This window comes from Hoeflea sp. EC-HK425, from assembly GCF_902498795.1.
Taxonomy (GTDB): Bacteria; Pseudomonadota; Alphaproteobacteria; order Rhizobiales; family Rhizobiaceae; genus Hoeflea; species Hoeflea alexandrii.
The window spans coordinates 4482764-4505881 of the sequence record NZ_LR701572.1; the positions used below are offsets into that span (position 1 = coordinate 4482764).

At 59.7% G+C, this 23118-nt stretch carries 20 protein-coding genes and 1 tRNA gene; 3 read left to right on the plus strand and 18 right to left on the minus strand.

Features of this window, described 5'->3' with window-relative positions; genetic code table 11:
- Positions 1 to 96: 96 nt before the first annotated feature.
- The 12 genes from SPHINGO391_RS24060 to SPHINGO391_RS24115 all read right to left on the minus strand — a co-directional run bounded on the left by SPHINGO391_RS24060 (position 97) and on the right by SPHINGO391_RS24115 (position 10823).
- Positions 97 to 1419 carry a S41 family peptidase gene (locus SPHINGO391_RS24060; RefSeq protein WP_152011221.1) on the minus strand — a complete coding sequence of 441 codons (1323 nt, stop codon included), beginning with the start codon at positions 1417 to 1419 and terminating at the stop codon, positions 97 to 99.
- Positions 1409 to 2806 carry a peptidoglycan DD-metalloendopeptidase family protein gene (locus SPHINGO391_RS24065; RefSeq protein WP_193217400.1) on the minus strand — a complete coding sequence of 466 codons (1398 nt, stop codon included), beginning with the start codon at positions 2804 to 2806 and terminating at the stop codon, positions 1409 to 1411. The genes SPHINGO391_RS24060 and SPHINGO391_RS24065 overlap by 11 nt, the downstream gene beginning before the upstream one ends.
- Positions 2807 to 2975: 169 nt before the next feature.
- Positions 2976 to 3458, minus strand: coding sequence for a 23S rRNA (pseudouridine(1915)-N(3))-methyltransferase RlmH (gene rlmH / locus SPHINGO391_RS24070; protein WP_152011223.1), 483 nt, complete (start codon positions 3456 to 3458; stop codon positions 2976 to 2978).
- A gap of 135 nt (positions 3459 to 3593) precedes the next feature.
- On the minus strand, positions 3594 to 4007 hold the full coding sequence (gene rsfS / locus SPHINGO391_RS24075) for a ribosome silencing factor (protein WP_244615492.1): 414 nt from the start codon (positions 4005 to 4007) through the stop codon (positions 3594 to 3596).
- Between the two features lie 97 nt (positions 4008 to 4104).
- Positions 4105 to 4710 carry a nicotinate-nucleotide adenylyltransferase gene (locus SPHINGO391_RS24080; RefSeq protein ID WP_152011720.1) on the minus strand — a complete coding sequence of 202 codons (606 nt, stop codon included), beginning with the start codon at positions 4708 to 4710 and terminating at the stop codon, positions 4105 to 4107.
- 35 nt (positions 4711 to 4745) lie between these two features.
- On the minus strand, positions 4746 to 6029 hold the full coding sequence (locus SPHINGO391_RS24085; RefSeq protein ID WP_152011225.1) for a glutamate-5-semialdehyde dehydrogenase: 1284 nt from the start codon (positions 6027 to 6029) through the stop codon (positions 4746 to 4748).
- Positions 6030 to 6112: 83 nt separating this feature from the next.
- On the minus strand, positions 6113 to 7234 hold the full coding sequence (proB, locus tag SPHINGO391_RS24090) for a glutamate 5-kinase (protein ID WP_152011226.1): 1122 nt from the start codon (positions 7232 to 7234) through the stop codon (positions 6113 to 6115).
- A gap of 2 nt (positions 7235 to 7236) precedes the next feature.
- Positions 7237 to 8286 carry a GTPase ObgE gene (gene obgE, locus SPHINGO391_RS24095; RefSeq protein ID WP_152011227.1) on the minus strand — a complete coding sequence of 350 codons (1050 nt, stop codon included), beginning with the start codon at positions 8284 to 8286 and terminating at the stop codon, positions 7237 to 7239.
- 139 nt (positions 8287 to 8425) lie between these two features.
- Entirely contained in the window at positions 8426 to 8953 is a 528-nt protein-coding gene (locus SPHINGO391_RS24100) for a DUF3833 family protein (protein WP_152011228.1), read from the minus strand.
- Between the two features lie 78 nt (positions 8954 to 9031).
- A complete protein-coding gene (locus SPHINGO391_RS24105) occupies positions 9032 to 9721 on the minus strand; it encodes a GNAT family protein (RefSeq protein WP_152011229.1) in 690 nt (229 codons plus the stop codon).
- Positions 9722 to 9851: 130 nt separating this feature from the next.
- On the minus strand, positions 9852 to 10121 hold the full coding sequence (gene rpmA, locus SPHINGO391_RS24110; RefSeq protein WP_152011230.1) for a 50S ribosomal protein L27: 270 nt from the start codon (positions 10119 to 10121) through the stop codon (positions 9852 to 9854).
- A 78-nt stretch (positions 10122 to 10199) separates the two neighbouring features.
- Positions 10200 to 10823, minus strand: a complete 624-nt coding sequence (locus SPHINGO391_RS24115) for a 50S ribosomal protein L21 (protein ID WP_152011231.1) — start codon at positions 10821 to 10823, stop codon at positions 10200 to 10202.
- A gap of 328 nt (positions 10824 to 11151) precedes the next feature.
- Here SPHINGO391_RS24115 and SPHINGO391_RS24120 point away from each other — a divergent pair.
- Positions 11152 to 11241, plus strand: a tRNA-Ser gene (locus SPHINGO391_RS24120).
- Positions 11242 to 11331: 90 nt separating this feature from the next.
- The gene (locus SPHINGO391_RS24125) at positions 11332 to 13188 is read left to right on the plus strand and encodes a hypothetical protein (protein ID WP_152011232.1); all 1857 of its coding nucleotides are present in this window, start codon (positions 11332 to 11334) and stop codon (positions 13186 to 13188) included.
- A 107-nt stretch (positions 13189 to 13295) separates the two neighbouring features.
- Here the strand turns inward: SPHINGO391_RS24125 and SPHINGO391_RS24130 are convergent, their stop codons facing one another.
- From SPHINGO391_RS24130 to SPHINGO391_RS24155, 6 genes are all read right to left on the minus strand, one after another.
- Positions 13296 to 14456 carry a DUF3102 domain-containing protein gene (locus SPHINGO391_RS24130; RefSeq protein WP_152011233.1) on the minus strand — a complete coding sequence of 387 codons (1161 nt, stop codon included), beginning with the start codon at positions 14454 to 14456 and terminating at the stop codon, positions 13296 to 13298.
- Positions 14457 to 15120: 664 nt separating this feature from the next.
- Complete coding sequence (locus SPHINGO391_RS24135; protein WP_152011234.1) at positions 15121 to 17229, minus strand: DEAD/DEAH box helicase; 2109 nt, start codon at positions 17227 to 17229, stop codon at positions 15121 to 15123.
- Positions 17230 to 17368: 139 nt separating this feature from the next.
- On the minus strand, positions 17369 to 18385 hold the full coding sequence (locus SPHINGO391_RS24140; RefSeq protein WP_152011235.1) for an AIPR family protein: 1017 nt from the start codon (positions 18383 to 18385) through the stop codon (positions 17369 to 17371).
- A 758-nt stretch (positions 18386 to 19143) separates the two neighbouring features.
- Entirely contained in the window at positions 19144 to 19818 is a 675-nt protein-coding gene (locus tag SPHINGO391_RS24145) for a GntR family transcriptional regulator (protein WP_152011236.1), read from the minus strand.
- A gap of 1 nt (position 19819) precedes the next feature.
- Complete coding sequence (locus tag SPHINGO391_RS24150; RefSeq protein ID WP_152011237.1) at positions 19820 to 20836, minus strand: Gfo/Idh/MocA family oxidoreductase; 1017 nt, start codon at positions 20834 to 20836, stop codon at positions 19820 to 19822.
- A gap of 2 nt (positions 20837 to 20838) precedes the next feature.
- Positions 20839 to 21933 (minus strand): isocitrate/isopropylmalate dehydrogenase family protein, encoded by a 1095-nt coding sequence (locus SPHINGO391_RS24155; protein ID WP_152011238.1) that lies wholly within the window; start codon positions 21931 to 21933, stop codon positions 20839 to 20841.
- A gap of 126 nt (positions 21934 to 22059) precedes the next feature.
- On the opposite strand from SPHINGO391_RS24155, the gene SPHINGO391_RS24160 reads away from it, so the two are divergent.
- Positions 22060 to 23064: a TRAP transporter substrate-binding protein gene (locus SPHINGO391_RS24160; protein ID WP_152011239.1), complete on the plus strand. Its 1005-nt coding sequence runs from the start codon at positions 22060 to 22062 to the stop codon at positions 23062 to 23064.
- Positions 23065 to 23118 lie beyond the last annotated feature (54 nt).

Genomic DNA, 23118 nt, shown 5'->3' on the forward strand with positions numbered 1-23118 from the left:
GTTTGGTCCGAATCCCGATGAGGCCTGATTGAATCAGTCCGCCGCCCCGCATGCAAGCCGAAGCTTTGCAAACGGGGCGGCGGAAAAACGGGATCGTCAGTTCTTGATCGACGCCTGATCCGGATTGGGCGGGAAGGCCGGATCGGTCTTGACGCCGCGCAGAAGGTCCATTGCGTAGCCCAGCTGAACGTCATCCTTCGGATCCGGCGGAACATAGGCGATCGAGCCGGAGCCTTCCTCGTCCTCGTTCTCGCCCTGGATATGGCCACGCAGCGCGCTCTCGCCGGATGGTTTCACACGGCCACGCAGTTCCTCGGGAACCGGCTCCTCGACACGGATGTCGGGCTTGATGCCGGTGCCCTGGATCGAGGTTCCCGACGGCGTGTAATAGAGCGCCGTGGTCAGCCTGAGCGCGGTCTTGGCATCGAGCGGTATGATCGTCTGCACGGAGCCCTTGCCGAAGGACCGGGTTCCCAGAACGGTCGCGCGCCGGTGATCCTGCAGCGCGCCGGCGACGATCTCGGAAGCCGAAGCCGAACCGCCGTTGATCAGGACGATGACCGGCTTGCCGCCTGTAAGATCCCCAGGACGTGAGTTGAACCGCCGGGTTTCTTCGGGATTGCGGCCGCGGGTCGAGACAATCTCGCCGCGATCAAGGAAGGCGTCGGACACGCTGATCGCCTGGTCGAGCAGACCGCCCGGATTGAGGCGCAGGTCGAGCACGAAGCCCTTGAGCTTGTCCTCGCCGATCTCGTCGGAGATCTTCTCGATTGCATCGGAGAGATCGTCATAGGTCTTCTCGGTGAACGAGATCACCCGGAGATAGCCGAGATCGTCCTCGACGCGGTAGCGGACTGCCTTGACGGCGATGATGTCGCGGACAACCTTGATCTTGATCGGCTGGTCGGCACCTTCGCGCAGAACGGTCAGTTCGATCGAGGTGTTGACCGGGCCGCGCATCTTGTCCACCGCCTCGCCGAGCGAGAGGCCGCGAACCGGCTCGCCGTCGATTTCGGAGATGAAGTCACCGGCAAGAACCCCGGCACGGGCGGCAGGCGTCTCGTCGATCGGGGTGATGACCTTGACCAGCTCATCCTCCATGGTGACCTCGATGCCCAGTCCGCCGAATTCGCCGCGGGTCTGGGTCCGCATGTCATCCGCGGCTTCCTGGTTGAGGTAGCTCGAGTGCGGATCAAGCGACGTGAGCATGCCGTCGATGGCCTTCTCTATCAGCTTGTCTTCCTCCGGCGGGGTCACATACTGGGCGCGGACCCGCTCGAAGACATTGCCGAAAATGGCGAGCTGACGATAGGTTTCGGTTCCTGCCGCGTTGGCGGAACCGCCATAGGAGTTGATCGCGCTCACGGCGGTTGCGCCCATCAGAGCGCCTACTGCCAATAGTGTCACCTTACGTATCATTGCTTGCCTTTCTTGAAGACATATCGTCGTTCCACCACAACCGTGGATCGACCGGTTGACCGTCTTTCCTGATTTCAATGTAGAGCGTTGGACGCTCCGATGCCAGCGACAAAGCCGCAGAACCTGCAAATCTCGTCTGTCCCATGGTGGCCACGGGCTCGCCGGAAACCACGAAACGCCCGGCTGCGACCTTGATTTGTTCCATTCCGGCCAAAACCACGTGGTGGTTTTCTCCGGTATCGATGATAACCACCTGGCCGTAGCTGCGGAACGGGCCGGCATAGGCGATCCAGCCATCGGCCGGGGCGTGTACGGTCGCGCCCTGATCGGTGGCGAGAACCTCACCCGCAAGGGTGTGGCCGGTGCCGTCATCCGCACCAAAGTGACGCACGGTCTCTCCCTTCACCGGATGCGACAGCGTGCCCGACAATTTCGAGAACTGATATGCGGGCATAATGCGGTTTTTGTCGGGCACGGCGACGGCGGCGAAGGCACGGGCGCGCTCGAGCCGTTCGGCGAGCTGCCGCTGCCGCTCTTCCTCGGCCTTGCGGGCGGCTTCGGCAGCTTCCCTGAGCGAGACGATTTCCTCGGCCAGCGAGGCGATGACCGATTCGAGCTCGCTTGAGCGCACTGAAAGCGCTTCGGCCCGCTGGCGCTCGCGGTCCAGCCGGCGCTGGCTTTCTTGCTGCAGGGCAGCCTTTTCCGCGGCGAGGTTGGCAAGACGCTGCTCCTCGGCGGCGTTCTGTTCAAGCGCTGCGGCAAGCGAGACCCGCTCGCTGGCAATGGCCTGGCGCAGCGTGGCCAGTTCTTTCAGGTCGGCTGCCAGGGCGGCGGTCTCGGCACGGATCTCGGGAACCACAGCGCCGAGCAGGATGGCGCTCCTGACCGATGAGAGCGCATCCTCGGGGCTGACCAGCAGCGCCGGTGGCGGATCGCGGCCGATGCGCTGCAAAGCCGCGAGCACTTCGGCCAGTACGGAACGGCGTGACAGAAGCGACAGCCGTACCGATTCCTGCCGCTCGGACAGGCCGGTCATGGATTGTTCGCCGGCTGTGATTCGCTGGTCCAGATCCGTCCTCCGGGCCGCCGTTTCGGCAATCTTGCGATCAAGCTCCTGCTGGTCGGCCCGAAGAGCCGCGATATCGCCTTCCAGGGCCGCGAGGGCCTTGGCCGCCAGTTCCGCCTCGTCCGCGACGGATCGAAGTTCCAGCCGGCTGGCTTCCTGTTCCTGTTCGAGATCGGACGCGACGCTTGAGGATTCGGGTTCGTTGGCGTCGGTGGCTCGCGCGGGGATCAGCGCAGATTGCGCCAACAGCATGAAGGCGGCCAGTCCGAGCACGAAGGAATTGCGCAGCAACGGGATCACCGACACGCCAAGCCATCGCACAGGGTATGCTGTGCCGGGCGTTGTGTGTGCGGATCGGGGGCTGCGCATTGTGTCACTCTAGCGAATTCCGCGTTAAGGCTCCATGAACCATGATGCCGCGGCGGATCAATTCTTTGAGAGCCATTGATGCCGCGGTGGAAGCCGGCTGTTCGCCGATATCATCCGGCGGTCATGCTCGGTGATAGGGATGACCCGAGAGGATCGTTGCCGCGCGGTAGAGCTGCTCCGCGGCCATGATGCGGACCAGCTGGTGCGGCCAGGTCATGCGGCCGAAGCAGATGACGGCGTCAGCCTTGGCATGCAGATCCTGGTCGAGGCCGTCGGCGCCGCCGATGGCGATGACCAGGTCGCGCCGACCGTCGTCGCGCAGCCTTGCCAGCGTGGCGGCAAAGCCGGGCGAATCGGGTGTCTTGCCGCGCTCATCGAGAAGAATCAGCGCCGCGCCTTCGGGCATGGCGCGGGTCAGCTGTGCCGCTTCCTCGCGCTTGCGCTGCTCGGCTGTGGAGGCGCGGCTTTCGGCCACCTCGATAGTCCGGGCGAAATCGAGACCGAGCGCGCCGCCGGATTTGGCGAAGCGATCCAGATAGCGGCTGGCAAGCTCGCTTTCGGGGCCTGCCTTGAGCCGTCCGACGGCAAAGAGGGTGATGCGCATGGCAACCGTGTTTCTGTTTCCGGATCAGCGCAACATACCCTGCTGCCGCCCTGTCACGCATGACCCGGGCGGCGCAAACCTGATCGTCGGGACCAGCAGTCATGAAGGCCTCGGTGGCCGTTCAGTCGCTACCGGTCAGTGCAGCTTTCCGTCTTCGATCTCGGGGGTCTGCCACATCTTCTCGATGTTGTAGAATTCCCTGATTTCGGGGCGGAAAACATGAATGATGACATCGCCAGCATCGATGAGCACCCAATCGCCGGTCGCAAGACCCTCAACCCGCGGATTGCCGAAACCGGCATCCTTCAGGTCGCTGATCAGGCGATCGCAGATCGATGCGACATGACGGCTCGACCGGCCGGAGGCCACGACCATGTGGTCGCCCAGCGCCGATTTGCCTGCAATGTCGATGGCTACGATGTCTTCTGCCTTGGAGTCCGCCAAGCTGTCGCGGACCAGTTCAAGCTGACGCAGAGCGGCCTGCTCGCCGCTTCCCGTTGCTTTCGAGAAACCGCCTTCGGCGTTTCCCTTCGCGTGTTCTGTTCTCAGAGTGGTTCCTTTCCTTGTCCTGAACAGTCCAACAACCGTTGCGCGCTTCAACGCGCGTGCAACGCACCATGAAGATAGTCACGGACAGAGAGGTTTTTCAAGATGCAGCGGTCTTATTCGTGGCGCGCTCATTGCGGATGGCGCTGGAAGACAGCGACGAACGCGGACCATGGATGAAGGTCCAGGCAGGGGCCCTGAGAAAGGGCAGGATCGCCGCGTCGTCTTCATCGATGCGGGCGTGGCTGAAAGTCTTGGCCATCTTCGAGGACAGATAGGCCAGCGTGGAGCCGGGCCTGTCGATGACCGCGATCGGGAAGGTGCGGGCAATGCCGCGCCAGTTCTGCCACTTGTGGAAGTGCCTGAGATTGTCCGCACCCATGATCCAGACAAAGTTGATGCCGGGATTGCGGGCCTTGACGAAGGCCAGCGTCTGGGCGGTGTAATGCAGCTTGTAAGCAGCCTCGAAGGCGGTGACCTTGACCCGCGGACCAGGCGCCATCCGCCGGCTGAGCGCCACGCGTTCGTCGAGGCTCGCCAGATCGTCGTGATTCTTCAGCGGATTTCCGGGCGTCACCATCCACCACAGCTGATCAAGGCCGAGACGGCGCAGCGCGATTTCGGCCACCAGTTCGTGGCCTTGGTGCGGCGGATTGAACGACCCGCCGAACAGGCCGACGCTCATGCCCGGCTCGACATGCGGCATCTTCAGGTAGGATGGGACCCTGGCGGGTTTTCCGTTCAAGGCCGGATCTGGCCCGTGCCGCGCACGCGGTACTTGAACGAGGTCAGTTGCTCGACGCCGACGGGCCCGCGGGCATGCATCTTGCCGGTGGCGATGCCGATTTCCGCGCCCATGCCGAACTCGCCGCCATCGGCGAACTGGGTCGAGGCGTTGTGCAGCAGGATGGCGGAATCCACTTCGGTGAAGAAGCGCTCGACCACGGCCGGATCCTCGGCAATGATGGCTTCGGTGTGGCTGGATGACCACTGAGCAATATGGTCGATGGCGCCATCAATGCCGTCGACAAACCGCGCTGCGATGATGGCATCGAGATATTCGGTGCGCCAGTCGTCCTCGGTCGCCGGGGTGGCGGCGGGCATCAGGTTGATGACCGCATTGTCTCCGTGTACTTCGCAGCCCACAGCAGCGAGATCGGCCAGGATGTCGGCTGCAAGCGCACGGTCCATGGCGCTGTCGAGCAGCAGGGTTTCGGCGGCCCCGCAAATGCCGGTGCGGCGCATCTTGGCGTTGACCACGATAGCGCGGGCCATGGCCGGATCGGCGGACTTGTCGACATAGATATGGCACAGGCCCTCGAGATGGGCGAAGACCGGCACCCGGGCGTCGGCCTGGACGCGGGCGACGAGGCTCTTGCCGCCACGCGGCACGATGACATCGACCGTGCCACCCAGACCCGTCAGCAGTTCGCCGACGGCGGCGCGGTCGCTGACCGGGATCATCTGGATGGCGTCGGCGGGCAGGCCGGCGCTTTCCAGACCCTCGACCAGGCAGGCATGGATGGCGCGGGAGGAATGGAACGAGTCCGATCCGCCGCGCAGGATGACGGCATTTCCGGCCTTGAGGCACAGGGCGCCGGCGTCGGCGGTGACGTTGGGGCGGCTTTCATAGATCACGCCGATGACGCCAAGCGGGGTGCGGACACGCTCGATATTGAGCCCGTTGGGGCGCTCCCAGGCGGCAATGACATCCCCGACGGGATCGGGCAGGGCGGCAATGGCGCGGATGCCTTCCACCATGCCGGCAATGCGGCTGTCATCGAGTTTCAGCCGATCGACAAAGGAAGCCGCCATATCGCTTGCGAGCGCGGCTTCGACATCAAGCGCATTGGCGTCAAGAATTGTCTGGCGGCGTGCGGAAATCGCGTCAGCCATGGCGTTGAGCGCGGCGTTCTTCTGATCCGTCCGGGCAATCGAAAGCGGTCGCGCGGCAGCCCTGGCGCGGCGGCCGATGTCGGCCATCAGTGCAGAGATGTCGGCTTGGCTCACGGTCTTGTCGAGCATGGTGCTCCTCCCGGCGTGCAATCAGGCAGGTTTCTTACGCAATCGGGGTGGCGGCGTAAAGACGCGACAGGATCCGGGCCGGTTCAGCCGATCACCATGTCGTCGCGGTGGATCATGGCGGCGCGGCCGGCATAGCCGAGGACGGCCTCGATCTCGGTCGACTTTCGTCCGGCGATGCGGCGCGCCTCGTCGGCGTCATAGGCACTGAGACCACGGGCAATCTCGCGCCCGGACGCATCGCACACGGCGACCGGGTCACCGCGGTGGAAGTCGCCGCTGACGGAGCGGACGCCCGCCGGCAGCAGGCTCTTGCCGGAGCGCAGCGCCCTTTCGGCGCCGGCATCGATGCTCAGCCTGCCTGCCGGCTCGAGCTGTCCGGCGATCCAGACCTTGCGCGCCGACTGCGGTGTGCCGGAGGGCTGGAACCAGCTCGATCTGGCGCCCTTGTCGATGGCCGACAGCGGGTGATCGGTCTTGCCCGAGGCGATGATCATGGCGCAGCCGGCGCCGGTGGCAATCTTGCCGGCGTCGATCTTGGTCTTCATGCCGCCGCGCGACAGCTCGGAGCCTGCGTCACCCGCCATGGCCTCGATCTCCGGCGTGATCGCGTCGATGGTTTCAAGAAAGCGGGCGTCGGGATCGAGATGCGGCGGGGCGGTGTACAGCCCGTCGATGTCGGACATCAGCACCAAGAGGTCGGCTCCGGCCATGGTGGCGACGCGGGCGGCGAGCCGGTCATTGTCGCCATAGCGGATTTCGCTGGTGGCCACCGTGTCGTTCTCGTTGATGATCGGAACTGCGCCATGGCGCATCAGCTCGGCCATGGTGGCGCGCGCATTGAGATAGCGCCGCCGCTCCTCGGTGTCGCCCAGCGTCAGCAGGATCTGCCCGGCGACAATGCCGTGGGTCGAGAGGCTAGAGGACCAGGCGCGGGCCAGCGCGATCTGGCCGACGGCTGCGGCGGCCTGGCTTTCCTCGAGCCGCAGCGGTCCAGGGGGCAGGCCAAGCACGGTGCGGCCCATGGCGATGGCACCGGAAGAGACCACCAGGACCTCAGCACCGGACTGCTTCAGTTCAGCGACATCGGCACAGAGGGATTCGAGCCAGGCAGCCTTCAAGCCGCTGGCGCGGTCGACCAGCAGCGCCGAGCCGATCTTGATGACAATGCGCTTGTGCGCGGCAACGGGTTTGCGATTGCCTGCCATCTTCAGTCTTTCGTATCGCCCTTGCCGGTGGTCTTGCCGGCCTCTGCAGCGTCATCCTCCGCCTTGGCGCCAACGATGACATCGCGCAGTTCGCGGAGCACACCGGTCATGCCTTCGCTGGTGATGGCGGAGATTTCGTAGGGCGCGCGGCCTGCGGCCTTCTTCAGCGCCCGGACCTTGTTGGCGCGCTCCTTTGCGTCGACCACGTCGACCTGGCTCAGCGCCACCACCTCGGGCTTGTCGGAAATGCCGTGGCCGTAGGCTTCAAGTTCATGGCGGACGGTCTTGTAGGCCTTGGCGACATCTTCCTCCAGCGCGGAGACCAGATGCAAAAGCACGCGGGTGCGCTCGACATGGCCGAGGAACCGGTCGCCGATGCCGACACCCTCATGGGCGCCCTCGATCAGGCCGGGAATGTCGGCGAGCACGAATTCGCGGCCATCGATGGTGGCGACACCGAGATTCGGGTGCAGCGTGGTGAAGGGATAATTGGCGATCTTCGGACGCGCCCGTGTGACGGAGGCAAGAAAGGTCGATTTGCCTGCATTGGGCAGGCCGACCAGGCCCGCATCGGCGATCAGCTTGAGCCTGAGCCAGATGGTTTTCTCCTGGCCTTCGAGTCCGGGATTGGCGTGGCGCGGAGCCTGGTTGGTGGCGGACTTGAAATGGGCATTGCCGAAACCGCCATTGCCGCCGACGGCGAGGCGGTAGCGCTGGCCGATCTCGGTCAGGTCGCAAACAAGTGTCTCGTTGTCTTCCTCGAAGATCTGGGTGCCGGCGGGCACTTTCAGAGTGACGCTGTCGCCGCCCGCTCCGGTGCGGTTGCGGCCCATGCCGTGGCCGCCGGTCTTGGCCTTGAAATGCTGCTGGAAGCGGTAGTCGATCAGGGTGTTGAGGCCGTCGACGGCTTCCACCCAGACATCGCCGCCACGGCCGCCATCGCCGCCATCAGGACCGCCGAACTCGATGTATTTCTCGCGCCGGAACGAGACGCTGCCGGCGCCACCGTCGCCGGAGCGGATATAGACCTTGGTTTCGTCGAGGAATTTCATCTGGCTTTACCGATCCGGGCTTTCAACGCGAGGCAGCCGGAGCGGCGTGAGCCTCCGGCTTTGGGCGCATCGATAAACGCCCGGAGGCGCGAGGTCAAAGCCTATTGCGGCAGGTGGTGAAGGCTCGGGCCACTATCCGTCAGGGTTTGATGGCCTGTGCGCCTGCAAGCGTCGGCGCGAAATTGACCCGTACCCTGGCGACCGGCAGCAGGAACTTGGTCACCAGCGCGGTGTTGCGCAGGGTGCCGTCGTCCTTCAGCACGAGCTTGTCGTGGAAGCGGACGATGTTGGGCTTGCCGCCGGGATTGAGATCTACCCGGTAGGTGAAGCGGGCGGTGTTGCCCGACAGGCGGACGGTGGTTTCGCCCAGCACGTCTTCGCGGGTGCCGGAATAGGTGTTCGGCCCGGTGCGGGTGAAGACCCAGGTCTTGGTGTCGCGCTCGCCGTCGTCGTAGCGGAAATCCTCGCGCAGGGTGAGAACCTTGCCGCGCACATGGCCGGTCAGATCGACGCGGAAGCTGCGGCTGGTGCCGTTGATGGCGCCAAACGAGCCATAGGCATAGGTCTTGCCCTTGAAGAAATCCTCAAGCCTGAGATCGGCGGCATAGGCGGGCGCAGACGTGAAGGCTGCAAACAGCAGGAGAGCAAGAGGGCGCAGAAGGGTCATGGCGAAATCCTTTCGGTGTCATGATCCTTCTACGCCACCCCGTGCAAGCCGGATTGGTCGGGCAGCAAGGTTTTCGAGCTACCGGGTCCTGGTCCGGCTCTCGTTCGACCAGCTGATCAGCGAGACCCAGGTCTTGCGGTCGAGCCGGAACCATTCAACCGCGGCGCTGGCGTTGATGGCCAGAACGTTGATCATTCCGGTCCCCTGGAACTGGAAGCCGCTTTTCTGCAGCACCCGGCGGGAAGCAGGGTTGATGACCCGGCAGCGGGCATCGATATGCTCGATCTCGCGGGTGCGGAAGGCCATGTCGACCAGCGCGTGCACGGCTTGCGTGGCGATGCCCCGGCCCCAAAAAGGTTCTCCGACCCAGTAGCCCAGTTCGAGCGCCTTGCCGTCCGCCGCGGTCTCCAGCGAACAGCAACCGAGCAACTTGCCGGTTTCCGCTTCGGTGATGGCATAGACGCAATTGCCATTCCCGCGTTTGGCGGAGGCTCGCACAAAGGTTTCGGCGTCCGCGTGGGTATAGGGGTGCGGAATGCGCGATACCATGGTGGCGATGGCCGGATTGTCGGCGAGAATGGCAATGGCGTCGATGTCCTCGGCGTGGGGGGCGCGCAGGACGAGGTGTTCGGTCAACAGAACGGGGCAGTCATAGCTTGACGCGGTCCGTTCGAAGCTTTCCGTGTCGCTCGCGCTCGTACAGTCACTGAGGTTGTCTCTGGGTGCCCGCGCGCTGACGCTGGGGCTGCTGGGTGTATCCTGTCTCATGGTCGTTCTCCGGTTCTGGACAAAGAAAAAGGGGAGATGGCGTCCCATCTCCCCTTTTTTCGTCCGGTGTTCCGGAGGTGCCTGCAAAGGCCGGGTCAATGAGACACCGGCTTGCAAAATGCGATCCGGCTTATTCCGCTGCTTCGGCTTTCGCCACAACGGACACAAAGGTTCGGCCGTTGGCTGTCTTGCGAAAGTCAACATTGCCCGGCTGCACGGCAAAAATGGTGTGATCCTTGCCAATGCCGACGCCGGTGCCCGGATGCCATTTGGTTCCGCGCTGACGAATGATGATGTTGCCTGCAATGACAGCTTCGCCGCCGAACTTCTTCACGCCGAGACGCTTGGAGTTCGAATCGCGACCGTTGCGCGTGGAACCGCCAGCTTTTTTGTGTGCCATGGGTCTGCTCCTGTTCCGCCCTCAAGGGCGATTGTCTGTTTGCGGCTTTTGGCCGCCAGGGCCCGAACGGGCGGTTGATTACTTCGCGAGAGCCTTGGCCTGCTCGCGCCAGTCCGAGATCTGGTCGGCGCTGAACGGCATGGCTTCGTCGATGCGGGTGATGTCGGCGTCGCTCAGAGCGGCAACCTGGGCAAAGGTGGTGATGCCCTGCTCGTTGAGCTGACCGGCTGCGACCGGGCCGATGCCCTTGATCTTGGTCAGATTGTCGGGCTCGCCAGCCGGCGCGGTGAACAGGGGTGCTGCGGTTGCGGCGGCTTCGGTCTTTGCCGGAGCTTCTGCCTTGGGTGCAGCTTCCTTCTTGGCGGCAGCCTTCTTCGACGGCTTGGCGCCACCGGTCAGGATGTCGGTGATCTTGACGACGGTCTGGTGCTGACGGTGACCGCGAATGCGCTTGGAGTTCTGCCGGCGGCGCTTCTTGAAGGCGATGACCTTGCGGGCGCGGCCCTGCTCGACAACTTCGGCAACGACCATGGCGCCTTCGACGAAAGGTGCGCCAACGGTTGCGCCGGCGCCTTCGCCGACCATGAGGATTTCGTTGAACTCGACGGTGTCGCCAGCGGCGCCCTCGAGCTTTTCGATCGTCAGAACGTCATTGGCGGCGACGCGGTACTGCTTGCCACCGGTTTTAATGACTGCGAACATCTTTTGTCCTTTCGTGTTCGTCCGGCTCTCACCTTGCGGCGGGCCGTCTTTTTGCCAGTCGGAACGGATCGGCCGGGTCCAGCGGGGGACACTGCCGGGTGAAGCCTGCCAGGGATCCGCTTCTGCGGTTTGCCCAGACAAAGGCCAACGGCGCAGGAAGCCCCACGCCGCATTCGGGTCGCGAGATACGTGAGACGGGGTCTTGAGTCAAGCCAAATTGGCGGTTCGGCCCGGTTTGGCAGCAGACAGGCAAACTTCCCTCTTGTGCAACAGGCGCTGCGAGGTTATGGAAGCGCCCGCGCAGTGATGCTGCGCCGACCAAAGACGCGGAGAGGTGGCTGAGTGGTCGAAAGTACCGCACTCGAAATGCGGCGTGGGGGCAACTCCACCGTGGGTTCGAATCCCACCCTCTCCGCCAGCCCCTCCGGGCACTCAAAACGGCAGTTCCCAAGTTTTTGATAGATAAGGTTTTTTTGAATCTGGCCGCCCAAAACAAGGGCTTTTGCCAATGTCAGAAACTCGAATTGTATCGTTGCCTGTATCGTCGGGGGTATCATCCCAAAATGCGGAAATTATTTCCGCGAAGGAGGCCCCAAAAGGCCGCCCTCGCTCCTCGCCCGGTCTTTACCTGATCAAAACAGGTTCGGCCTATATGTTTCAGATGCGACTGCCCAAAACGATCGCTGGCGACGTCAAGCGTCCCATCCGGATTGGCCTGGGCGTCATACCGAAACCGGAAGCCCGCAAGATCGCCGACAAGCTGGCCGCGATCGCACGTGAAAAATTTGAACGGATCGAGCTTGCCATGTCGAAAGCGAACGATGACGAGAGTGGGTTCTGGCCACTGATGGAAGACATGCTTGGTGGCGACGTCGATGGTATCGATGAGGACGCCAAGGGCACCAGGGCGTGGCAGGCCGTGACGATGGGCCTCAAATCCGCTCTCTATGACATCAGCAAACCTCCTCCTCCGCCAACTGCCGAAGAGGAAAACAACTTCGCGATGATGCGAGGGCTTGTGCGGATCGCGCAAGAGAAGGCTCGCAAGGATGCCGGTGAAGATTACAACAAGGCACTCGGCGATAATGCCGAATTGCTGGCCAAGCGATTGGTCGAGAGAGCCAAGGACGATCCCGCATCTCTTTTGACGCCATCACCCGAAAGCGGCTCGCCTTCGAAAGGCAAGATCAGTGCGAGGGCCGGGTTGGTCAGTGCCAATGTGGAAACAGAGGCCGACAAGGATCGGCGATATGTGGAACGTGGATCGTCCGACAAACCGTTGTTCAGCACAGCTGCAAGTCAGTATCTCGCGCAACGGGTCAAGGCCATGGGAACGGCCAGCAAAGACATCAAGACTGCCGAGATGCGTCTGAATCTCTTTGTTGAACTGATCGGTGATCACCCTATCGATTGTTACACACCAACCGATCTTCAGGCGTTCATCAATCTCATGCAGTTCTGGCCCCCGAGAGAGAAGGAGCGGCCTTCACACCTTACAGCAAGAGAAGTTATCGAAAGCAACCGAGAGTTCAGCAAGGGGCGGATTGCCAAGAACACGCTGCAGAATGGATATATGGGAGTCATCAAGCCCGTGTTCAGCTATGCAGCTGCGCAACATGCCTTCGACAATCCAGTCAAAAACGTGGCACTCAAATACCCCAAGGACGCTCGGGATGCGATTTCCGCGGAGCCGATATCAGCAAAGAAGTTGACGCAGCTCTTCCAGACATGTGTTCAATCGCCTTACATCGATGATGTCATGTTGCCTCTGCTCGGGTTGCTGACCAGCCGCCGTTTGGGCTTGCTTACCCATCTGATCGGGACCGACATCACGGATAAGTTCGGCGGAATCTGGGTAGCAGAGGTCGCGGCAATTACAATGATCGGTGGCAAGTGGGTCCGACGACCGATCAAAACGACGGAAAGCGGCCGGTATTTTGTTCTTCATAATTACCTGGTTGAGATCGGCTATGTCGAATGGGCTCAAAAACAAGGCGACCAGTTCCTGTTTCCTCAGCTCATGAAACTCGATGACCCCGCAAAATCCGCGTCGACTTATATGCGACGGCTCTACGACAAGGCGGGCATTAAGGACTCGCCGGGTGAACGGTTCCATTCCCTACGCGGCGATTACATTACGGAAGCTCGTAAGGACAAGGAGATCGGCGAACGGGAACGGCGGATGCAGGCCGGGCATGCGCTCGGCGGCGATGATCACAACAAATATGGTTGGAAAACGCTGACTGAGTCCGAAGCCGAGATGTTTGCCAACATGCCGCTCAATCCTAAGATTGATTTCTCGATGTTCCGGGGCCTCGATTTTGATCAGCTTGCAAAAACACGGCGACAGGCCAAAGACAGATAGAAAGCTTCTGACCAGAAAGCCAAAGCCCCGCTGCGGATAAGCGGGGCTTTGGTAGATGTTTGGATAAGGGCTTGAGTAGCGCAACCGCCGAACTCGTGCCCCCCCTGTTATCGCGACATGTGTGCTTCAGCGGGTGCTTTGTTGGCCGCCATAAGGCTGTTGAGTGTTGAATCCAATTCGGCGTCTGACACGCTCGGCGGTGTCTCATCAGCGTCCTCTTCCTTCTCGACCGTAGTCTGATCATTTTTTGTGACGTCGCTGTCTACTTTTGCGACCTCTAAGACGGGAGCTGCGGGCAGTTTTGCACTTGCAACATAGGGTTCGCCATGGACTGCGAAACGTAGTGCCGGGTGCGCTAATTCGATCACCCATTTTTCCATTTCATCGCGGGGAGGCCATGAGCCAACACCGCCCAAACGATAGAGGCTGTCCTGGACGGCTCCCCAGCCGGTCTGATCGCCAATCTTCGCATGGCTAAGATTGCCACGCGGAAGATGCTCAACAGGACGAAGTGGCGCGGCAATGTCTTTGAAGAGGTCCGATGCATGCCGCGCTCGGAGCTCTACTCCAGTAGCAAGTGATCGCAAGATGATCCGTTTTCCCGCGGTAACCCGGGATATGGCTTCCTCAAGCTCTTCGAGGACCAAGGCTGCAAGCCGATGAAACTCCTCCATGTCGGATTTGAGTTTGGCAGCGGCCATCTTTTGTAGCCCTGCCTTGCCGCCCAGCTGTCTCGTATCGATCTGCTCTTCAGCTTCATCATTCTTGCCGCCGACTAGCGCCTTGATTTCTTGAGGTTTGAGGCTCTTGCCTTCGTCAAATTGCTTGATGACGTCCTCAATCTGATCCGGCTCACCTTTCGCTAGTGCGATGAGCGCGGTCGAACCGATGGCATGTTGTTCAAGTCGTTCGCGGTGATGAGAAAGCCGTTCGTGAACCGAGATGAAATTCCAGGCTGAACGGACGCTATAGCGGAAATTTTCTTTCAGCCAGCGGCCAAAGCGTTTCTCTGGCTGGACAGTTTTTGCCTCGGCAAGGCATTCACCGAGTTCAAAAACCTGTCCGGTTGACCTGCGATGCAATGAGACGATTCGCTTGACGAGTTCAGACAGACGCGCTTCGGCTTCTGGCGAAATCGGCTCGTCATTTTCCTTTGGTGCCCGCGTTGCGCGCGCCTTCTTTTTCGTGACGGCGTTGTTTTCCGCACGTGTTTTCTTGGTCTGCTTGGCCGCGGCTGTGCGCTGTACTTTTCGGTCTATAGAAGACATGGCTTAATCCATTTTCGATTACCACTACAATATTGTAGATATGAATATTATAGTTTAATATATTAGGTTGTAGCAAATCGATTTTTTTGAATATAAGCAGAAACAATACTTTCCAGAGCGGCAATGTAAGGCTTTTATTAGCCTAGAAAATTATTTTCACAATTTTTGGTTGCTGAAATTTGCAGATGTAATGTTCATCACAAATCAGTGCAAAAGGCGTCGCGAATGCACTACTCAAACAATGGAGCCTTTCATCCTTCGACTCGACCCTCTGTTGGGGAGGCCGATTGCCCCTTCGCCAACTTTACGCTGGTGCTGGGCAAGGCGCGGTCCTGAAGGGTGGCCTTTTGGAGGTTGCGGCGCAGGCAGACTATTTGACCTACTTATCAATGCGGTGCAGCGGCCATACAGCCCGGTTTGGGCTTCCCAAGATTGTTACCCGAAAACAGCGTTGCATTGTGGGTGGATCAAAAGGCTCGGGATGTCGGGAATCAGCCTTTAGTGCGTCCATGCCAATGACTGGAATGGGGCCGGGAGCCGACTAACAGGTTGCGAACGAAATGACGCCGGAATCGGACCCTACTTTTTGCCAGCGGCAACCTGCACCGCGACTGGCATACTAACTCGCATCCCTGAACAGTTCCCGCTTCGTCCACTTTCATGCTCAGACGTTTTGAAGCACTCGTCTAAGTTCTTCAGCCACGTAAGGCGATAGTCCTGCTGTCTCAGGTGTCAGGCGGGAGAGAAACCGCCGCGCTGATCCTAGATCCATATCTCTGTTGATCGTCAGGCCGGACAGGATGTACGCCGTGTGGCGAGAGAGGCCGAGACTGATAAACTGGATCATCGTTTGCGATGCTGCCCCAAGCTCCAGATACAGTGGCAGCGCCGGTATTTTCGCAACGTAAGAAACGTGTCCGGTTGCGATCAAGGCCTCTTTCAGCACAGCTCCGTAGCAGCCAAGCATGTTCACGTATTTGAACCGTAGGCTGCTTTCCACATCTGTTAGCACCTCTCGGATGACCGTCCGGCTGGACCGGTTCTTTCCTTGGCTCTTGTAGTATTTGATCGCCCCCTCAATGATCATCGGCAGCGGCTCACCGCGCATCCAGCGAAGAGCCAAAGGAGCCCAGTACAGATGATGCCGGCCGCTCTTCAGCTCAAGATATTTGTGCACGCGGGCAAAAACCGGTCGCAGCTTGTCGAGCGCTTCCTTCCACCCTGTGCTCGGATGCAGCGGGATCAGATACTCGGGGCCCTTTTTCCCGATCTTCGCGATCATGTAATCGTACAGTTCTTGCTGCCGGTATCCGGAAATCTGCGGGCTGGCCGCCAGCGTTTCCACGTTCAAACTGATCTGGTTGTCAGCGATCGCCAGAGCGGAGGTGATGCTTGCCCGTGTCTGCGGCGACAATCCGCTGAGGTGGTCAAGGGTGTCGTCAAGCTGCCCTTGCCGACGGTCGCGCAGGAGTTTTGAGAAAACGGCTTCCAGATGAGAAGACTCGCCCGATGGGCGATCCGCCGCCGCTATATATTCCAGCAGCTCAGCCGACGTTTCGGTCAGGGTGACCTCAAGCGACGGCTTGATGGGCTCATCCTTCGGCCCGGAGAGCGGACTCGATTCCCACTCATCGTAATCGACGAGAAATACGTTCCCTTGGAAGTCCCTGCCAAGGCGACCGGCACGTCCCGCAAGGTTCCAGAAATCGACGGGTTCGATCGGGTTCATTTCCCCCTTATGGGGGTTCTGCATGAACACGTTACGCGCGGGCAGATTGACGCCCTGCAGCAGGGTGCTTGTGCAGACGATGAAGTCCAGATGCCCGTCAGCAAAGGCACTCTCAACCGCGTTCCTCAGCAGCGGAGGGATACGGCCGTAGTGGAAGCCGACGCCGGCCTCCACGGTTTCAGCAAGCACGTAGCTCGGATGGACTGCCTCTTTCGCAAAGGCAGTCAGCTTCTTGCGAACCAGTACAGATAGCTCACCGGGTCTGGAGGAAGGCACCACTTCAGAAACCGCCGGATCTTGCGTCAGTTCTTTGATCTTGAAAGCGATATCCTCGCATGCGGCAGGACCGACAGCGTAAACGAGACTTTGCGAGGCCTTTCCAAGAGCCCAACTCAGATACACGAGCCCATCATGGGAATTGTAGATCGGGATCGCGGCATCGATCTCCGCGAGCGGGGTCTTCTCGCCGTCCCGCCATAGCAGCATATCGATCTTCTTATCTTCGCCCGCTCTCCGGTTCAGCAGGATAATGTTCTGGGCGACGGGGGAGTCTTTAGTCTTAACAACCCTTATGCTCTCGCGGCCGACCACCGTGCCGAAGATAGCCGGTTCTCGAACTTGCGGGGACGAGAATAGGAACTGCATGTTGGGGTGACGCCGTTGCAGGTCCTGCAAGACTGAATGCAAGACCACTCCCCGGGAGCCCTCGCCGATAAGATGCGCCTCATCGACGATCGCCACGTCGAAGCTGAGGTCAGGAGCCGTATGAAACAACACTTGGAGCCGTTCTGGCGTGAGGACATAGATCGGTGTGCCTAAGACAGTCGGCGCTGCCGGTATAGGCACCGTAGTGACATCGAACGCCTTGTCGACGCTTGCGGTGCGCAAATCCGTGGCAACCTGGCTGATCAGGGCGCGGCTCGGCACGAGATAGACTAGGTTAGCGTTCGGACGCGCTCGCTTGAGCTGTTCAATATACGCCAAGAACACAAACGATTTGCCGGCTGAGGTGGGCGTGAGAGCGGCGGTGCAAAAGTCGGCCATGGTAGCGGCGGAATAGTCCGGCCGCGGGCGGAGTAAAATCCGGCCACCTATTTTCCTTCTGCGACGAATGCAGGAGGGCTTGGGGATCTACACCGTGGACTCCGGAAATCGCCGCGCGCGCATGAGACCCCCACTCGGGCTACGCCCTCGCGGCAGCCTCATGCGCGCACAAAGAGTGGCCGATTTTTGCGCCGCCGCCTGGCCGGGTTTTACTCCGCCGTTGACAAGTTTGTCCTCCATTAACGATCTGTAGGTTTGTGGCGGAGACAATCTCCAGACCGCCTGTGGACTTGTCGACCTCAACGCTGTCCGCGGTGGCTGAAAGACCGTTATTGTAGCTAAAGAACATCGCGGGTTCGTCTTTGATCGTATCCCGGATTCCCCTATTAACACCGCCCCGCGCCTGCAGGAAACTTCGGACATTTGACTCCAAAAGCCTGGCACCCCATTTCTCATAGATATCCGCCAGTTGCGAGCCGCGCACAACCATAAGATAGCTGTCCAATTGATCACCACTACTCGACGCTGAAAGTGCAGGAATTGCTGTTCCAAAATCATCGCGAAAATTGACCACGATTTTTTCACGAGTCTGCCCTGACGTCTCGTAGCGGTGGAAGCGAGACAGGTCCCAGATATTGTAGGTGACTGGTTTTTCGTCAATTTTCCCGGCTACGACCGCGTCGGTACGGGCACTATATACCGCGTTGGTTATTAGAATTAATTTGATCTTGCTGACTGATGACCATGATGAGGCAATCAATTGAGCCACTCCAGCCTCGACACTTGCAGGAATTAGGTCAGCGCGGAACTCTGGCCTCCGCGAGCCAGCCACAAAATTGATGAGGTGTCCGAAAGCCTTCTTGGCGTCCTGGGCGTTTATCTTGAGGGGTTCGGGTTGAGCATAAAAATCACATACTATAACGCTGAGGACACCTTCCGCTTCCTTTGGATCTCCTCCAATTCCGTCAATTCGGACGGTCTTGCCAGAATTGCTCCCTGCATAGGTGGCCCTATCTGCGGTTACGATCTCCCCCTCAGCCTCAAGAAGGCTGGCCATTCTCTCAAAAAATGTGTCAGCCTCGGACATCCCGCTTTGCAAAGATTCACTACGGATTTCTTCGGTAAGTTCCGCGTTAAACTCGTTTAATTCGTTCACGTTAAGCCCACCCAAATGATCCAAAAGATCGACGACTCTCTGTATGCAATGGATATGCAAATGATTGCAAATGAACTCCAATATCAACTTAAATAATATAGCCGAACTTCACCAAAAGTTTCGAACACTCGCGTTTTCACTCTTGAACTTCCGCCGGATTTGAAACGCATTTTTGCTGGCATGGACGCTGACCGGGACCACTCCAAGCGGAAGGTCGCTCCCACCCCAATCCATATACCTGCCATCTAAACAGATGCTCAATCTCGCTGAACTGAAATGCGGAAACTATTTCCGCTTCGTGAGGGGAGTATGTTCACCCGTTCTCTTGCGATCGGGTATCATCCGGGGTACCGTTCAATGTATCGTTGAAAGCGCGTCTAGGCTCAATTCAGCCAATATTGTCAATCTAATAGGGACTTTGAGGGAGAATCCCACCCTCTCCGCCATTTGCCCCTGAAGACATTGAAAACACTCAACTTGTTGAGTTTCAGGGATTCGCAACTGCTGTTTTGGTGCACAAAGGCGGTACACAACGCATTGGGGCGGACATTATCATGTGGCGCGAAAGACGCCGCGCTCACAGAAAAGGGCAGCGCTTGTGCGTTTGCCGCCGCATGCGGCACGCGTCCATATTCTCGAGAATGGAGCCAAGTTCTCGGCCACAACCGATGACCGATATTCAGCCGTCTTCCCGGTCGGGACCGTCTCGCGAATTTTAGTCACTGCGGCCTTTGCTCGCCTTCGCAGCAAGTGCCAGTTCAGACCCGGCGAAGCCCGTGCTGGTTCAACAGATTTATCAGCATGTCTTTTGCTTCGGTCCTGTGCCGCCAGTGGATCTTCCGTGCAGCCGTGGAATCACCCTTGGCTATGGCTTCGTAGAGCGCGCGGTGGTCCTCGTTGGATTTCTTAGGCATCGGCCGCATGTGCAGCGTGAGGGCTCTCGCTCGCCGGACCTGGTCGTTGAAGTTGGAAACGATGGTCTGGATCCTCTTGTTGCCGCCCAGACGGACGAGTTCGTCGTGGAAGGCGGCGTCGGCGCGAGCCCAGCCTTCACGGTCATTGGCCGCGACACTGGCTTCCATTTCGAGTGTGGCCGATTTGAGCCGGGACAATTCCTGTTCGGAATAATGGGCGTCGGCGGCAAGCGATGCGGCGAGGCTCTCAAGTTCGGTCAGCACCTCGTAGATTTCACGCATGTCATCGGCGGAAAGGGCCGATATCCGGACGCCCTTGCGCGGACGGACTTCGAGCAGTCCTTGCGATTCGAGAACAAGTGTGGCCTCCCGGACCGGTGTTCTCGACATACCCAGTTTTTCCGCCAGTTCGCTTTCAAGATGATCCGATCCAGGAGGCAGTTCGCCCGCAAAAATCAACGCTCTGAGTGCATCCACCGCCCGAATGCTGTGAGACTTTGACTTTGCTTCGACGGACACTCTAGACCCCTTCTTTCCGACCCTCGCTTGCTGACCGGTAGATCGCTTCCTCGATCTCTATAACACGAAGATAATCGGCTGCAGTATTTTCGAATGGTCGCCCTTCCAGCAGACCATCGACGACATGACGCTGAAGCGCAAACACGCAATCGCCGGCAAAGCCGCGCCATGCGATTGGCTCCTGCAGGGTCCGGGTTGCATTCTTGCCGAAAGGCCGGAGATGCAAGGCGCCGTTGCCGGACAGGGTGATCGTTCCGGTGGTGCCTTCCAGAATTGCCTCTCCCAGAGTGGTGCGGGTGTTCTCGGCTGCATGATCGAGATGCCGGTTGCCGTCGAAGATGGCCCGGACGCCGTGATCGAAATCGAAAATGATGTAACCGGCATCCTCACCCGCGATCACCGGGTTCATCTTTCTCAGATCGGCATAGACTGCCCGGATGTCCCCGAGCAGAAACCGGAAAGTGTCGATCCAGTGCACCGCGGTTTCGTGGACGAGAAAGCGTTCCATCTTCTGAAAATAGGGCTGGCGAGAGAGATAGGCTTCGGGACCCTGGCCGTCGCCTGTGCGCAAGCGAAAGGTCAATTGATGGACATCACCGATGTCGCCGGCGGCAAGGGAGCGGGCCATCTCCCGGTACCAGGGCTGGAAACGGAAGTTTTCGTGCACGATCAGCGGAACCCCCGCTTTCGCAGCAAGAGAGACAGCAGTCCTGGCTTCCGCAAGGGAGGCGCAGAACGGTTTCTGGCAGATGATGGCCTTGACGCCATGATCAAGCGCAACCCTGATCGTGTCCAGATGGGTGTGAGGCGGTACGATGATATCGAGAAGATCGGGAGACGTCGCTTCGAGCATCTGTTCGAGATTGATGAACGCCGGATGGCCAGACGGCCGGGCCTTGTCGATGTTCCGGTCGGCAATGCCGACCAGTTCCACCTCTTCAATCCGTTCCCAGGCGTCGAAGTGAAACTGGCTGAAATATCCCGCGCCCAGACAGGCGACCCGCAAGGTTTTTTCCACGATCACGCCTTTGCTGTGATTTCTTCCAGAACCGCATCAGCGGCGGTTTCCGTGCTGCTGGTTCCGCCAAGGTCGCGCGTAAGAACGCTCCCATTAGCGACCACCTTGTAAACGGCGTCGCGCAATAAAGCTCCATCGGAAATCATCTGCTCGATGTTGTGCTTTGTGCCCAGCCAGTCAAGCATCATGGCGGCTGACAGGATCATCGCGAACGGATTGGCCAGGCCCTTGCCGGCAATATCCGGTGCGGAGCCATGGCACGGCTGAAACACAGCATGCTTATGCCCGATATCGGCTGAGGGAGCCAAACCCAGCCCGCCCATGATCCCGGCTCCGAGATCCGACAAGATGTCGCCGAACATGTTCTCCGTGACCAATACATCGAACAGCCACGGCTTTTCGACCATCCACAGCGCGGTGGCATCGACATAGGCGTGGTCGGCCGTCAGTTGTGAATAGTCCTTGGCAACGCCATCGAAGATCTCGCGGAAAAAGGCGAATGCGCGAAACACGTTGGCCTTGTCGACGCAGGTCACACGGCCCTTGCCGGTACCCAGGGCCATGCGCTGCTGTGCATAGTCGAAGGCAAAGCGGAACAGCTTTTCGCTGGTCTTGCGCGTGATCAGAAGCGTTTCGCGCGCCTCGTCCCTTGTCACTTCTCCCTTGCCCTTGGAGTGAAACAGGCCTTCGGTGCTTTCCCGTATCAGCACGAAGTCGATCGTCTGGCCGCCCGATAGCTTGAGCGGGGTAGGTTGGCCTGGAACCACCCGAACCGGGCGCACGCCCGCAAAAAGGTCGAGCTCGATTCTCAGATCCAGTTGTGGCGAGATCTCGGTCCCGTCCTTGTAGCGGACGGAGGGCAGCCCCATGGCTGCAAGCAGGATGGCGTCGGCACGACGAGCCGTTTCCATCGAGGCGGACGGCAGCGCTTCACCGGTTGCGGCGTAGAGGGCGGCACCGGCCGGGGCCATGGTGAATGCAAGCTGGTAATCATCCTGCCCGTTTGTCAGGGCTTCCAGGATGCGGATGGTCGGCGCTGTGATTTCCGGCCCGATCCCGTCGCCTTCGAAAACCGCGATTTCGAATGATTGGACCATGAATTTCCCCTGAATGATGAACCGGTAACTGTGGCACCGGATCTGGCTGCAAAACGAATTTGACAATGAATTTTTTAATGTATACGTTAAATAATTGCAACACGGTTTTTTGCCTGGGAGGAAAACATGAATACTCTGATCAAGACGCTGGCCGTCACCACCGCATTGATGGGTGGGTTCGCCACATCAGCGCTCGCTCAAACGGTGCTGAAGTTCAGCCACACCGACAATCCCGGCGGGTCCCGCCAGGCGGCGGCAGAGGTTTTTGCCGAGAAGGTCAAGGAGTACACGGAAGGCCGGTATGAAGTCCGTATCTTCCCCGCTGGCCAACTCGCCAATGACCCGAAGGCCATCGAGCAGCTGCAGCTCGGTGGTGTTGATTTCACGGTTTCGGCGACGGGTTCCTACGCCACGCACCTGACCTCGCTGAACCTCACCGCAATGCCGTTCCTGGTTGATACCTATGAGCAGGGCTGGGAGTTCTATGACAATTCCGAATGGCTCAAGGGTGAATTCGCCAAGCTGCCGGAAGTCGGTTTCCGGGTGCTGTCGACCTGGGAAGCCGGTTTCCGCAGCTACACCACCAAGGACCCGCTGACATCACCCGCGGATGCGGTCGGCAAAAAGATGCGCGTGTTTCCGAACGACATGATCCGCTGGACCATGGAAGCCGTCGGCTTCCAGACCGTGGTGATGCCGATCACCGATGTATATCTCGCTATTCAGCAGGGTACGGTCGACGGTCAGGAAAACCCGGTCGACACCATCAAGTCGCTCCGCTTCTACGAGGTTGCGCCCTACATCACCCTGACGCGTCATGTTTACAGCCCGCTGCCTTTGACTGTGTCTGAAAAGACCTGGCAGAGCTTCTCGGATGCAGACAAGGAAGCCTTCAGAAAGGCGGCCGCCGATTCTTCCGCGTTCAGCCGCGATCTGGTCAAGAACTCGGTCAATGCGCAGCTTGAAGAAATGACAGCTGCCGGCGCCAAGGTTTCAACACCTGAAATCGGACCGTTCCGCGATGCTGTCGCATCGGTCTATGACAAGGCGCGGGATGTCTATGGCGCGGAGGCCGTTGACAAGGTTCTGGCCGATGCTGCCAAAATCCGCGAGATGATGCCGGCGAAATAGGTTTCGTTCTGTCTGCAACCTGTATCAGGGCCTTCGGGTCCTGATCCTTTCTCC

Coding starts and splice junctions, on each gene's coding strand:
- SPHINGO391_RS24060 (WP_152011221.1), bottom strand. CDS start 1,419: ATGATACGTAAGGTGACACTATTGGCAGTAGGCGCTCTGATGGGCGCA.
- rlmH (WP_152011223.1), bottom strand. CDS start 3,458: ATGCGCATCACCCTCTTTGCCGTCGGACGGCTCAAGGCAGGCCCCGAA.
- SPHINGO391_RS24080 (WP_152011720.1), bottom strand. CDS start 4,710: ATGCCGCATGTCGAGCCGGGCATGAGCGTCGGCCTGTTCGGCGGGTCG.
- SPHINGO391_RS24085 (WP_152011225.1), bottom strand. CDS start 6,029: ATGCTCGACAAGACCGTGAGCCAAGCCGACATCTCTGCACTGATGGCC.
- proB (WP_152011226.1), bottom strand. CDS start 7,234: ATGGCAGGCAATCGCAAACCCGTTGCCGCGCACAAGCGCATTGTCATC.
- obgE (WP_152011227.1), bottom strand. CDS start 8,286: ATGAAATTCCTCGACGAAACCAAGGTCTATATCCGCTCCGGCGACGGT.
- SPHINGO391_RS24100 (WP_152011228.1), bottom strand. CDS start 8,953: ATGACCCTTCTGCGCCCTCTTGCTCTCCTGCTGTTTGCAGCCTTCACG.
- SPHINGO391_RS24105 (WP_152011229.1), bottom strand. CDS start 9,721: ATGAGACAGGATACACCCAGCAGCCCCAGCGTCAGCGCGCGGGCACCC.
- rpmA (WP_152011230.1), bottom strand. CDS start 10,121: ATGGCACACAAAAAAGCTGGCGGTTCCACGCGCAACGGTCGCGATTCG.
- SPHINGO391_RS24115 (WP_152011231.1), bottom strand. CDS start 10,823: ATGTTCGCAGTCATTAAAACCGGTGGCAAGCAGTACCGCGTCGCCGCC.
- SPHINGO391_RS24125 (WP_152011232.1), top strand. CDS start 11,332: ATGTCAGAAACTCGAATTGTATCGTTGCCTGTATCGTCGGGGGTATCA.
- SPHINGO391_RS24130 (WP_152011233.1), bottom strand. CDS start 14,456: ATGTCTTCTATAGACCGAAAAGTACAGCGCACAGCCGCGGCCAAGCAG.
- SPHINGO391_RS24135 (WP_152011234.1), bottom strand. CDS start 17,229: ATGGCCGACTTTTGCACCGCCGCTCTCACGCCCACCTCAGCCGGCAAA.
- SPHINGO391_RS24155 (WP_152011238.1), bottom strand. CDS start 21,933: ATGGTCCAATCATTCGAAATCGCGGTTTTCGAAGGCGACGGGATCGGG.
- SPHINGO391_RS24160 (WP_152011239.1), top strand. CDS start 22,060: ATGAATACTCTGATCAAGACGCTGGCCGTCACCACCGCATTGATGGGT.